Origin of the sequence: Pseudomonas sp. W15Feb34, from assembly GCF_023127765.1 — a bacterium.
In the GTDB taxonomy this organism is placed as follows: Bacteria; Pseudomonadota; Gammaproteobacteria; order Pseudomonadales; family Pseudomonadaceae; genus Aquipseudomonas; species Aquipseudomonas synxantha_A.
On sequence record NZ_SPKN01000044.1, the window covers coordinates 177,459 to 190,232 of the forward strand.

Below are 12,774 nucleotides of genomic sequence, written 5' to 3' on the forward strand. Positions count from 1 at the left end.
CGTGGCAGCGATTAACAGTAGAGTCAGGCCTTGCCGTTACAGCTTGACGGCAGAGTCGGGGGGCCGGTGACGCAGGCCACAGGCAAACAGCCCCGGGCTCTTAGCTCGGTCGATAAACGCGCACATTGGCATGCCCCTCACTGAGCAAATGGTGGGCATGCAGGCGACTCATCACGCCTTTGTCGCAATACAACAGGTACTGACGGCTGTTATCCAGTTCCTTGAAACGCGCGTTCAGTGCGTAGAACGGCAGCGTTTGCACGTCGATGCCGGCGATTTCCAGCGGCTCATCCTCAGCGGCATCCGGGTGACGGATGTCGATGACGATCTGGCCGGCCAGGGCTTCGCTGACTTCTTCGATTTTTACATCCTGGCCCAACTCGTCGATCACCCGATCGATTGGGACCAGCTTGGCGTTCTCGAGCGCACGCTCCAGAATCGCCATGTCGAATTCTTTCTCTTCATGCTCCACGCGGTGACGCTTGGCGTGGGTCTTGGGGTTCACCGAGATGACCCCACAGTACTCGGGCATGTGCTTGGCAAAGTCGGCGGTGCCGATTTGCTCTGCCAGGTCGATGATGTCCTGCTTGTGGCTGGCGATCAGCGGGCGCAACACCAGCTTCTCGGTGACGCAGTCGATGATCGACAGGTTTGGCAGCGTCTGGCTGGACACCTGGGAAATCGCCTCGCCGGTCACCAGCGCGTCGATCTGCAATTGATCGGCGATTCGGGACGCGGCGCGCAACATCATACGCTTCAATACCACGCCCATATGACTGTTATCGACTTTGCCGAGAATTTCGCCCAGCACTTCCTCGAACGGCACGCTTACAAATAGCACGCGCTGGGAGCTGCCGTACTTCTTCCAGATAAAGTGCGCAACTTCCATCACGCCCAATTCATGGGCACGCCCGCCCAGGTTAAAGAAGCAGAAGTGGCTCATCAGGCCGCGACGCATGATCTGGTAGGCCGCCACCGTGGAATCGAAACCGCCGGACATCAATACCAGGGTCTGCTCCAGGGCGCCCAGCGGGTAGCCGCCGATGCTGTTGTGCTGGCTGTGGATCACAAACAACCGTTGGTCGCGAATTTCCATGCGCACTTCAATTTGCGGCGCTTTAAGGGAAATTCCAGCGGCGCCGCACTCGCGACGCAGCTTGCTGCCGACGTATTTCTCTACATCCATGGAGCTGAAGGTGTGCTTGCCGGCACGCTTGCAGCGCACCGAAAAAATCTTCCCTTCAAGTGCACTGCCGTAGTGCTGCTTGCACTTTTCGGTGATGTCGTCGAAGTCGCCCAGCGGGTACTCATCCACCTGCAGGAAATGCGCGATGCCCGGCATGCAGCTCAGGCGCTCGGTCATGTCCTTCAAGGCTTTGGCGTCGGTAATGCGGGTTTCCAGCTCGAGGTTGTCCCACACACCGTTCACCACCACAGCCGGGTCCAGGTCACGGAGCACGGCACGGATGTTCTTGGCCAACTGACGGATGAAACGCGTCCGTACCGGTCGGCTTTTGATGGTGATCTCGGGGAAGACTTTAACGATTAATTTCATGGAAACAGCGCGCGCCGGGCCTGCTGAAAAAGGGGGGCGCGGATTATAGCGGAAATCGCTCAAGGTTTAACCAGTTAATATGCATCGAACGTGCAACGCACCAAAACGGGTCATTTACACAAATAAACGCTACATTGCAGTGCGCTATTTCTCGCGCTTTGGCCTATTGCACCGCTATAGGGGCCATTTTGAGGCAAAAAGACCATGTTGGCGCACTGGCATGTAATTTGCTCTCTTGTGAGGCAGGTTGCCTTGGCGGAGTATCCGCGCCGGCATCACCCACATTTTAAGGGCTAACTCCACTACCCAAGCCCGAAGCCACCCGGAGGACACCATGTCGAAGTCGGTTCAACTCATCAAAGATCATGACGTTAAATGGATTGATCTGCGCTTCACGGACACAAAAGGCACTCAGCACCACGTGACCATGCCGGCTCGCGACGCGCTGGATGATGCTTTCTTCGAAGAAGGCAAAATGTTCGACGGTTCCTCCATCGCCGGCTGGAAAGGCATTGAAGCTTCCGACATGATCCTGATGCCGGACGACAGCACTGCCGTGCTGGACCCGTTCACCGAAGAGCCGACCCTGATCCTGGTCTGCGACGTGATCGAGCCGTCGACCATGCAAGGCTACGACCGCGACCCACGTGCGATCGCCAAGCGTGCCGAGGAATACCTGAAGTCCACCGGTATTGGTGACACTGTATTCGTGGGCCCGGAGCCAGAGTTCTTCATCTTCGACCAAGTGAAGTTCAAGTCCGACATCTCCGGCTCCATGTTCAAGATCTACTCCGAACAAGGTTCGTGGATGTCCGACCAGGACGTGGAAGGCGGCAACCATGGCCACCGTCCAGGCATCAAAGGCGGCTACTTCCCGGTTCCACCGTTCGACCACGACCACGAAATCCGTACCTCCATGTGCAACGCCATGGAAGACATGGGCCTGGTCATCGAAGTGCATCACCACGAAGTGGCGACTGCCGGCCAGAACGAAATCGGTGTGAAGTTCAACACCCTGGTGGCCAAGGCTGACGAAGTTCAGACCCTGAAGTACTGCGTACACAACACTGCCGTCGCTTACGGCCGTACCGCTACCTTCATGCCCAAGCCTCTGTACGGCGATAACGGTTCGGGTATGCACGTTCACCTGTCCATCGCCAAAGAAGGCAAGAACACCTTCGCAGGTGAAGGTTATGCCGGCCTGTCCGACACCGCCCTGTACTTCATCGGCGGCATCATCAAGCACGGTAAGGCCCTGAACGGCTTCACCAACCCGTCGACCAACTCCTACAAGCGTCTGGTCCCAGGTTTCGAAGCTCCGGTAATGCTGGCCTACTCGGCGCGTAACCGCTCTGCCTCGATCCGTATTCCTTACGTGTCCAGCCCGCGCGCTCGCCGTATCGAAGCTCGCTTCCCGGACCCGGCAGCCAACCCATACCTGGCCTTCGCTGCACTGGTCATGGCCGGCCTGGACGGTATCCAGAACAAGATCCACCCTGGCGACGCCGCCGACAAGAACTTGTACGACCTGCCGCCTGAAGAGGCCAAAGAGATCCCACAAGTGTGCGGCAGCCTGAAAGAAGCCCTGGAAGAGCTGGACAAGGGCCGTGCGTTCCTGACCAAAGGCGGCGTGTTCAGCGACGACTTCATCGACGCTTACATCGCCCTGAAAAGCGAAGAAGAAATCAAGGTGCGCACCTTCGTACACCCACTGGAATACGAGCTGTACTACAGCTGCTGATCCGGTAGCGTTGCTAAGGTAGCGTGATGAAAAAGACCTCCTTCGGGAGGTCTTTTTTTTGCCTGGGCGTTATGCAGCTTCAAATCTGCAAACCCAATCAAAAAGGTGGGAGGGGGCTTGCTCCCGATGGCAGAGTGTCAGGCAATATGTGTGTTACTGACACACCGCCATCGGGAGCAAGCCCCCTCCCACAAGGAGATCTGCGTTGAAACATAAATTCGTGTTCGCCCTGCTGTTCGTCAGCGCCGGTGTTTACGCCGCCCCACCTACCTTGGAGCCACTGCTCAACAGCATCGCCGAACGCCTGGAGATTGCCGATCAGGTGGCCTTGAGCAAATGGGACAGCCACAAACCCGTCGAAGACAAAAACCGCGAGCAGGAAGTGATCGCCAGCGTCGTCGCCCAAGCCCCGAGCTACAAGCTTGAGCCCGCCGCCGCCGAGCAGTTTTTCTCGGCGCAGATCGAAGCCAACAAACTGGTGCAATACACCCACCTGTCCGACTGGCAGTTCCAGGGCAAAGCCCCAGACGAGCCGCGCCCGGACCTGATCAAGCAGATTCGCCCGCAGCTGGATGAGCTGCAAAAACGCCTGCTGCAACAACTGGCCGACTTCACCCCGCACCGTGCCGATCCACAGTGCCCCCAATGGCTGGCCACCGCCGTGCATGAGCCGCTGAATGATCCGCTGCGCCAACTGGCAATGATCCGCGCCACCGCCGAACTCTGCATCTACAAAGGTTAATGACTGCAAACCCGGTAAAAATGTGGGAGCAAGCCCCCTCCCACATTTGGACTGTATCCATTCAGGGCCATCTCTGGCAGCTTCCTGAACAACCTTCACAAAACCGCACTATATTGGTGCGATAGGTTGCACCCTTACTCCAGCCACAGCCCATTTTGGTTCGAATCTTCCCGAAAAAGCTGGCAGAACGCCACAGTTTCGCGCCACAAACCCCTATTTCAGGGCTTTAACGCTTCTTTTCGGAGCCTTGGTTTGGTTTTTGCATTTTCCTCGTATCAGCGTGTGCCTCAAGCCTGCGCCTTGCTCCAAAAGAGGTCCCGATGACCATCAGCGATGCACTGCACCGTTTGTTACTCGACAACCTGACCACCGCGACCATCCTGCTCAATGCCGACCTGCGCCTTGAGTACATGAACCCGGCGGCGGAGATGCTCCTGGCCATCAGCGGCCAGCGCAGCCATGGGCAGTTCATCAGCGAGCTGTTCACCGAGTCGGCCGAAGCCTTGAGCTCGTTGCGCCAGGCCGTGGAGCAGGCACATCCGTTCACCAAGCGCGAAGCGATGCTCACCGCCCTCACCGGCCAGACCCTGACGGTCGATTACGCCGTAACCCCCATTCTGAGCAATGGCGCCACGCTGCTATTGCTCGAAGTACACCCCCGCGACCGCCTGCTGCGCATCACCAAGGAAGAGGCGCAGCTGTCCAAGCAGGAAACCAGCAAGATGCTGGTGCGCGGCCTGGCTCACGAGATCAAGAACCCGCTCGGCGGGATTCGCGGCGCCGCGCAGCTGCTGGCCCGCGAGCTGCCCGAGGAGCATCTCAAGGACTACACCAACGTCATCATCGAAGAAGCCGACCGCCTGCGTAACCTGGTGGACCGGATGCTCGGCTCCAACAAGTTGCCGTCATTGGCGATGACCAACGTGCATGAGGTGCTGGAGCGCGTCTGCCAACTGGTCGAGGCCGAAAGCCAGGGCTGTATCACCCTGGTACGCGACTATGACCCAAGCATTCCCGATGTATTGATCGACCGCGAGCAGATGATCCAGGCGGTGCTCAATATCGTGCGCAACGCCATGCAGGCCATCAGCAGCCAAAACGAGCTGCGCCTGGGCCGCATCAGTTTGCGCACCCGCGCCCTGCGCCAGTTCACCATCGGCCATGTGCGCCATCGCCTGGTGACCAAGGTCGAGATCATCGACAACGGCCCCGGCATTCCCGCCGAACTGCAGGAAACCATCTTCTTCCCCATGGTCAGTGGCCGCCCGGACGGTACCGGGCTGGGCCTGGCCATTACCCAGAACATCATCAGCCAGCACCAGGGCCTGATCGAATGTGAGAGCCATCCCGGCCACACCACGTTCTCGATCTTCCTGCCATTGGAACAAGGAGCCCCCACGACATGAGCCGTAGTGAAACTGTCTGGATCGTCGATGACGACCGTTCTATCCGTTGGGTCCTGGAAAAAGCCTTGCAACAGGAAGGCATGACCACCCAGAGCTTCGACAGCGCCGACGGAGTGATGAGCCGCCTGGCACGCCAGCAGCCGGACGTGATCATCTCCGACATTCGTATGCCCGGCGCAAGCGGCCTGGACTTGCTGGCGCGCATCCGCGAGCAGCACCCGCGCTTGCCGGTGATCATCATGACTGCGCACTCGGACCTGGACAGCGCTGTCGCGTCCTACCAGGGCGGCGCCTTTGAATACCTGCCCAAGCCATTCGACGTGGATGAGGCGGTGGCGCTGGTCAAGCGCGCCAACCAGCACGCCCAGGAACAACAGAACCAGGAAGCCCCGCCAACCCTGACCCGCACCCCGGAAATCATCGGTGAAGCGCCAGCGATGCAGGAAGTGTTTCGCGCCATCGGGCGCTTGAGCCACTCCAACATCACTGTGCTGATCAATGGCGAGTCGGGCACCGGTAAAGAGCTGGTGGCCCATGCTCTGCACCGCCACAGCCCGCGTGCGGCCTCGCCGTTTATCGCGCTGAACATGGCGGCGATCCCCAAGGACCTGATGGAGTCCGAGCTGTTCGGCCATGAGAAAGGCGCGTTTACCGGCGCGGCCAACCTGCGGCGCGGGCGCTTTGAACAGGCCGACGGCGGCACGCTGTTTCTCGATGAGATCGGCGACATGCCGGCCGATACCCAGACCCGCTTGCTACGGGTGTTGGCGGACGGTGAGTTCTATCGTGTCGGCGGGCACACACCGGTCAAGGTTGATGTGCGCATCATTGCGGCCACCCACCAGAATCTCGAAACCCTGGTACACGCGGGCAAGTTCCGTGAGGACTTGTTCCACCGCCTCAATGTGATCCGCATCCATATCCCGCGCATGTCGGACCGCCGCGAAGACATCCCCACCCTCGCCCGCCACTTCCTCAGCCGCGCCGCCTTGGAGCTGGCGGTGGAGCCCAAGCTGCTCAAAAGCGAGACCGAGGAATACCTCAAGAACCTGCCGTGGCCCGGCAACGTGCGCCAGCTGGAGAACACGTGCCGCTGGATCACCGTAATGGCCTCCGGGCGTGAAGTGCATATCAGCGACCTGCCGCCTGAGCTGCTGAGCCTGCCGCAGGATTCGGCACCGGTAACCAACTGGGAACAAGCGCTGCGCCAATGGGCCGACCAGGCGTTGGCGCGCGGCCAGTCGAACCTGCTGGACAGCGCCGTGCCGGCATTCGAGCGGATCATGATCGAGACCGCGTTGAAGCATACCGCCGGCCGTCGTCGCGATGCGGCCGTGCTACTGGGTTGGGGGCGCAATACCCTGACGCGCAAGATCAAGGAATTGGGGATGAAGGTAGATGGTGGGGATGATGATGAGGGTGATGAGGCCTGATCACACCTCCCAGTTCCACTGAAAGTCTAATGTGGGAGGGGGCTTGCTCCCGATAGCAGTAGTTCAGTCACCACATCTGTGTCTGACCCACCGCTATCGGGAGCAAGCCCCCTCCCACATTTGGATCTCTGCAATTCCACGACTGTGCACCGCTTCAATGCACCATGAACCGGCATCGGGCACGGGCTGGATACGTGGAAGACCGTTATCGCGGGACAACTCTCGCAAGCTGAAACCACCAAAGCCCCGTATTCCGGGGCTTTGCGCTTTTTGGAAAAATTTTATGGGTGAAATTGCAAACTCTGGCACGCGCCCTGCAATAACCCTCGTACAACCCAGTTTCGGGGACCTTGGTACAGGCAGGCCGAGAATCCCCTCTTTAACACCGAAGCCTTAGGCTTCACCCCGTTTTGGGAGCCCTGGTACAGGCAGGCCGGGAACTCCCTCTTTTATTGCTCCTGGAGATGGACCTCCAGCCGCCAGCGGTCATCGACCTGCTCGCCTTTCCACTCCCCACGCAACGGTCGCGCCGCCACCAGGTTCAGCAGCAAACCACCATCGGTCTTGCGCACACGCCAGTTCACGTCCTTGTCATTGACCTTCAGTTGCCCGCTGGCCGCCTTGCCCTGGGCGTCAAACAGCAGCGCCACGGTGCCGTCGATATGCTCACCGTGCAGCTTGGGCTCACGGTTGAACCACACCGCTACACCGTCGACAGCAGGCACCACCTCCAGTAACTGGACTGGGTCTGGCGTGGTCAGGCGACCGATCATCAAACCCACCATCAAGCCGACAATCGCCAACGAGCCCAAAACCCTCGGCAATAGCTTCGGCCTCGGGTCTTCTTCAGGGGTAGAATGCAGCGCATCTTTGCCTTCGGAGCCGTGCATGTTTCACGTCATCCTTTTTCAACCAGAAATTCCGCCGAATACCGGCAACGTTATCAGGCTGTGCGCCAACAGTGGCTGCCACCTGCATTTGATCGAGCCGCTGGGCTTCGACATGGACGACAAGCGCCTGCGCCGCGCTGGGCTGGACTACCACGAGTACGCCACCCTCAAGCGCCATGCAGACCTGGCCAGTTGCCTGGAAAGCCTGGGCCATCCGCGCCTGTTCGCATTCACCACCAAGGGTTCGCGACCATTTCACGATGCCAGCTTTGCCGAGGGCGATGCCTTCCTGTTCGGCCCGGAAAGCCGTGGCCTGCCGGCCGAGGTGCTCGACGCCCTGCCCGATGGCCATCGCCTGCGTTTGCCGATGCGTGAAGGCTGCCGCAGCCTGAACCTGTCCAACACCGTCGCAGTGGCCGTCTATGAAGGCTGGCGCCAACTCGGTTTCAAGTAGCACGCAAAACAAATGTGGGAGGGGGCTTGCTCCCGATGGCGGAGTGTCAGTCGACATCTAAGTGACTGTTCCACCGCTATCGGGAGCAAGCCCCCTCCCACATTGAGTGCTGCGTCGGGTTCGAGATTACTGAACCGTCGGCGCGCCTTCCTGTTGCATGCGCTGCAGCTCTTGGGCGTACAGGGCATCGAAGTTCACCGGAGCCAGCATCAGTGCCGGGAACGAGCCACGGGTGACCAGGCTGTCCAGGGTCTCACGGGCGTACGGGAACAGGATGTTCGGGCAGAACGCGCCCAGTGTGTGGCTCATGGACGCTTCGTCCAGGCCCTGGATCAGGAAGATACCGGCCTGTTGCACTTCAGCGATGAAGGCCACTTCTTCGCCGTTCTTGACGGTGACCGACAGGGTCAGCACCACTTCGTGGAAGTCGCCTTCCAGGGCTTTCTGACGGGTGTTCAAGTCCAAGGCAACGCTTGGGGTCCATTCCTGACGGAAGATCGCCGGGCTTTTCGGCGCTTCGAACGACAGGTCACGCACGTAGATGCGCTGCAGCGAAAACTGTGGGCCTTGGTCTTGCGCTGCTTCGGTGTTCTGTTGATCAGTCATCGCAGATCCTTCTTTATCTTGGGGTTCTTAAGGGGTTAGCAGTCAGACGGACAGCAGCGCATCAAGTTTACCGGCGCGCTCCAGAGCGAACAGGTCATCGCAACCACCGATATGCCGGGTGCCGATCCAGATCTGCGGGACCGACGTGCGGCCGGCCTTCTGGGCCATTTCGGCGCGCACTTGGGGCTTGCCATCGACCTTGATCTCTTCGAAGGCAACACCCTTTTTCTCAAGCAGGGCCTTGGCCCGCATGCAGTAAGGGCACCAATCGCTGGAATACACGACAACCTTATTCATTTCACTTCACCAACGGCAGGTTATCGCCACGCCAGCTGCTGATACCACCCGACAGCTTGGCGGCGGTGAAGCCGGTCTTGAGCATCTCGCGGGCGTGGGTGCCGGAGTGCTGGCCTTGGGCGTCGACCAGAATGATGGTCTTGGCCTTGTATTTTTCCAGCTCGGCCAAGCGTGCAATCAGCTTATCCTGCGGGATGTTAAGGGCACCAACGATATGGCCGGCGGCATAATCCTTGGCCGGGCGAATATCGACGACAACGGCCTCATCCTTGTTGACCAGCGCGGTCAGCTCCGACGTGCTCAGGCTGCGACCACCGCGGCTCAGTTCATGTGCGATCAGCAACGCCAGCAGGATGACGAAGGCACCCACGAGCAGGTAGTGGGCAGTGGCAAATGCAATCAGGTGATCAACCATCAAGGAGGTTCCAGGGCGTTAAAATGGCGGTAAGTATACACAGCCGCCAAGGAGGGCCAACCCCCGTAAAGCGGTGACGCGCTCGGAACTTCGCTTTAAACTGCCACTCCCTTTTCCATTGTCTTCCTTTATTACCGCCGCGAGAGGATCTATGACTACCACGCCTAAACCTTTGGTCCTGATAATTCTCGATGGCTTCGGACACAGTGAAAGCCACCACGACAACGCCGTGTACTCGGCCAACAAGCCCGTGCTGGACCGCCTGAGCGCTACCGTCCCCAACGGATTGATCTCCGGTTCCGGCATGGACGTGGGCCTGCCGGACGGCCAGATGGGCAACTCGGAAGTCGGCCACATGAACCTCGGCGCCGGACGAGTGGTATACCAGGACTTCACCCGCGTCACCAAAGCGATCCGCGATGGCGAGTTCTTCGAGAACCCGACCATCTGCGCCGCGGTCGATAAAGCCGTGGCCGCCGGCAAGGCCGTGCATTTCATGGGCCTGCTGTCGGACGGCGGCGTACACAGCCATCAGGATCATCTGGTGGCAATGGCCGAACTGGCCTTCAAGCGCGGCGCCGACAAGATCTACCTGCACGCCTTCCTCGACGGTCGCGACACCCCGCCGAAAAGCGCGCAATCGTCCATCGAACTGCTCGACACCACCTTCGCCGCCCTCGGCAAGGGCCGCATCGCCAGCCTGGTGGGCCGTTACTTCGCCATGGACCGCGACAACCGCTGGGACCGCGTGTCCCAGGCCTACAACCTGATCGTCGACGGCCAGGCCGAATTCAATGCCGCCACGGCCCAGGAAGGCCTGGAAGCGGCCTACGCCCGTGGCGAGAGCGATGAGTTCGTCAAGGCCACCACCATCGGCGAGCCGGTGAAGGTCGAAGACGGCGACGCCGTAGTATTCATGAACTTCCGTGCCGACCGTGCCCGCGAGCTGAGCCATGTGTTCGTCGATGAAGGTTTCAAGGACTTCGAGCGCGCACGCCAGCCGAAAATCGAGTTCGTCATGCTCACCCAGTACGCCGCCAACATCCCGGCCCCGTCGGCGTTCGCCCCGGGCAGCCTGGAAAACGTGCTGGGTGATTACCTGGCGAAAAACGGCAAGACCCAGCTGCGCATCGCCGAGACCGAGAAGTACGCCCACGTGACGTTCTTCTTCTCCGGTGGCCGTGAAGAACCGTTCCCGGGCGAAGAGCGCATCCTGATCCCATCGCCAAAAGTCGCCACCTACGACCTGCAGCCGGAAATGAGTGCGCCGGAAGTGACCGACAAAATCGTCGATGCCATCGACAACCAGCGTTACGACGTGATCGTCGTCAACTACGCCAACGGCGACATGGTCGGCCATAGCGGTAACCTGGAAGCGGCGGTCAAGGCCGTTGAATGCCTGGACCTGTGCGTTGGCCGCATTGTCGACGCCCTGGACAAAGTCGGCGGCGAAGCGCTGATCACCGCAGACCATGGCAACTGCGAGCAGATGTCCGACGAGTCCACCGGCCAGGCACACACCGCCCACACCACCGAGCCGGTGCCGTTCATCTATGTCGGCAAACGTGACCTGAAAGTGCGTGAAGGTGGCGTGCTGGCGGATGTGGCGCCGACCATGCTGATGCTGATGGGGCTGGAGAAGCCTGAACAGATGACTGGGACCTCGATCCTGGTCTGATCTAAATGTGGGAGGGGGCTTGCTCCCGATAGCGGTTTATCAGTCAGCTCATAGGTAGCTGACCCACCGCAATCGGGAGCAAGTCGAATCGTCGCACCGCCCCTCCCACATTGGTTTTGTGGTGTTTGATAGATGTCTTTTTGCCATACCACCGCCACTCGGCACCTATCTTGCCGTAACTCCCCAATTGGGCGTTTTTTTTGCAGCGCTTGGCGGGCATACTAGGCCGTCCTTTTCCCCTGGTGTCGCCCGCCTCTATGCTTCGCGCCTTGATAACCCTTGCTCTTGTCTGCCTGCTTCAACCGGCGTTTGCCGATGAGCGCGCACAAACCCAACAACAGTTGGACGCTACGCGTCAGGACATTACCGAGCTGAAAAAGCTGCTCGGCAAGCTCCAGGAAGAAAAATCCGGGGTGCAAAAAGACCTGCGCGGCACCGAAACCGAAATGGGCAAGCTTGAGAAGCAGGTCCAGGAGCTGCAAAAAGAACTAAAGAAGAGCGAGTCGGAACTGGAGCGACTCGACGCTGAGAAAAAAAAACTCCAGAGCGCACGCGTTGAACAGCAACGCCTGATCGCGATCCAGGCCCGTGCCGCCTACCAGAGCGGTCGCCAGGAATACCTCAAGCTGCTGCTCAACCAGCAGAACCCGGAAAAATTCGCCCGCACCCTCACCTATTACGATTACCTGAGCCAGGCGCGCCTGGCGCAATTGAAGGGTTTCAATGAAACCCTGCGCCAATTGGCCAATGTCGAGCAGGAAATTGCCGACCAGCAATCGCAACTGCTCGACCAGAAAAGCGCCCTCGACGTTCAGCGCGACCAGTTGGACAAGGTGCGCAAGGAGCGCCAGCAGGCCCTGGCCAAGCTCAACAGCGATGTAAAGGCCCGCGACGCCAAGCTCCAGGCCCGCGAGCAGGATCAGGCCGACCTGGCCAAAGTGCTCAAGACCATCGAAGAAACCCTGGCCCGCCAGGCACGCGAGGCCGAAGAAGCGCGGCAAAAAGCGCTGATCGCCCAGCAGGAAGCGGAAAAAAAGCGCCAGCGTGAGGCCGAACTGGCTGCCACCAGCGACGCGCCAGCACCGCGCAAACCCGCGCGCGCCAGCCCCGGCCCGCTGGTTTCCAGCAGCGGCGAGTCGTTCGGCGGCCCTTTTGCTTCGGCACGGGGCAAACTTCCATGGCCGGTTGATGGTCGACTATTGGCACGCTTTGGGGAAACCCGTGGCGATGACACCCGCGCCAAGTGGGATGGGGTGATGATCAGCGCCTCAGCCGGCAGCCAGGTCCATGCCGTTCACGGTGGGCGCGTGGTGTTTGCCGATTGGCTGCGGGGCGCCGGTTTACTGGTGATTCTCGACCATGGAAATGGCTATTTGAGCCTTTACGGCCACAATCAGACATTACTCAAGTCGGCAGGTGATGTTGTAAAAGCCGGTGAATCCATCTCCACTGTCGGTAACAGTGGCGGCCAGGACACACCGGCGCTGTACTTCGCTATTCGTCAGCAGGGTCGCCCGAGCGATCCCGCACAATGGTGCCGTTCCCAAGGATAGGGCC

General features: G+C 59.8%; 12 protein-coding genes. 7 read left to right on the top strand and 5 right to left on the bottom strand.

From position 1 onward, the window contains the following. Window positions 1–100: 100 nt before the first annotated feature. Window positions 101–1,555: a tRNA uracil 4-sulfurtransferase ThiI gene (gene thiI, locus E4O97_RS20765; protein ID WP_005783943.1), complete on the bottom strand. Its 1,455-nt coding sequence runs from the start codon at window positions 1,553–1,555 to the stop codon at window positions 101–103. 334 nt (window positions 1,556–1,889) lie between these two features. Between thiI and glnA the strand changes: the two genes are divergently transcribed. The 4 genes from glnA (at window position 1,890) to ntrC (ending at window position 6,877) form a co-directional block, all read left to right on the top strand. Beyond that, window positions 1,890–3,296 (top strand): type I glutamate--ammonia ligase, encoded by a 1,407-nt coding sequence (gene glnA, locus E4O97_RS20770; RefSeq protein WP_005783941.1) that lies wholly within the window; start codon window positions 1,890–1,892, stop codon window positions 3,294–3,296. 205 nt (window positions 3,297–3,501) lie between these two features. Next, window positions 3,502–4,038: a chorismate mutase gene (locus E4O97_RS20775; RefSeq protein WP_248162076.1), complete on the top strand. Its 537-nt coding sequence runs from the start codon at window positions 3,502–3,504 to the stop codon at window positions 4,036–4,038. A gap of 320 nt (window positions 4,039–4,358) precedes the next feature. Next, window positions 4,359–5,444, top strand: coding sequence for a nitrogen regulation protein NR(II) (gene glnL / locus E4O97_RS20780; RefSeq protein ID WP_005783937.1), 1,086 nt, complete (start codon window positions 4,359–4,361; stop codon window positions 5,442–5,444). Then, window positions 5,441–6,877, top strand: coding sequence for a nitrogen regulation protein NR(I) (gene ntrC / locus E4O97_RS20785; protein WP_003187806.1), 1,437 nt, complete (start codon window positions 5,441–5,443; stop codon window positions 6,875–6,877). Before glnL ends, ntrC begins: the two co-directional genes overlap by 4 nt. A gap of 449 nt (window positions 6,878–7,326) precedes the next feature. On the opposite strand, the gene E4O97_RS20790 is transcribed toward ntrC, so the two are convergent. Beyond that, window positions 7,327–7,767 (bottom strand): hypothetical protein, encoded by a 441-nt coding sequence (locus E4O97_RS20790; RefSeq protein ID WP_078820069.1) that lies wholly within the window; start codon window positions 7,765–7,767, stop codon window positions 7,327–7,329. Here E4O97_RS20790 and E4O97_RS20795 point away from each other — a divergent pair. Next, window positions 7,766–8,221, top strand: a complete 456-nt coding sequence (locus E4O97_RS20795) for a tRNA (cytidine(34)-2'-O)-methyltransferase (RefSeq protein WP_003171120.1) — start codon at window positions 7,766–7,768, stop codon at window positions 8,219–8,221. The two genes, E4O97_RS20790 and E4O97_RS20795, sit on opposite strands and share 2 nt — an antisense overlap. Window positions 8,222–8,347: 126 nt before the next feature. On the opposite strand, the gene secB is transcribed toward E4O97_RS20795, so the two are convergent. Genes secB through E4O97_RS20810 form a run of 3 tightly spaced genes read right to left on the bottom strand, consistent with a single transcriptional unit; the run spans window position 8,348 to window position 9,539 of the window. Continuing rightward, complete coding sequence (secB, locus tag E4O97_RS20800) at window positions 8,348–8,827, bottom strand: protein-export chaperone SecB (RefSeq protein WP_005783933.1); 480 nt, start codon at window positions 8,825–8,827, stop codon at window positions 8,348–8,350. Window positions 8,828–8,869: 42 nt separating this feature from the next. Then, entirely contained in the window at window positions 8,870–9,124 is a 255-nt protein-coding gene (grxC, locus tag E4O97_RS20805; RefSeq protein WP_248162078.1) for a glutaredoxin 3, read from the bottom strand. A gap of 1 nt (window position 9,125) precedes the next feature. Then, window positions 9,126–9,539 carry a rhodanese-like domain-containing protein gene (locus E4O97_RS20810; RefSeq protein ID WP_003187796.1) on the bottom strand — a complete coding sequence of 138 codons (414 nt, stop codon included), beginning with the start codon at window positions 9,537–9,539 and terminating at the stop codon, window positions 9,126–9,128. A gap of 151 nt (window positions 9,540–9,690) precedes the next feature. Between E4O97_RS20810 and gpmI the strand changes: the two genes are divergently transcribed. Next, window positions 9,691–11,217: a 2,3-bisphosphoglycerate-independent phosphoglycerate mutase gene (gene gpmI / locus E4O97_RS20815; RefSeq protein ID WP_248162080.1), complete on the top strand. Its 1,527-nt coding sequence runs from the start codon at window positions 9,691–9,693 to the stop codon at window positions 11,215–11,217. 257 nt (window positions 11,218–11,474) lie between these two features. Further along, window positions 11,475–12,770, top strand: a complete 1,296-nt coding sequence (locus E4O97_RS20820; RefSeq protein ID WP_005783927.1) for a murein hydrolase activator EnvC — start codon at window positions 11,475–11,477, stop codon at window positions 12,768–12,770. Window positions 12,771–12,774: the final 4 nt, after the last annotated feature.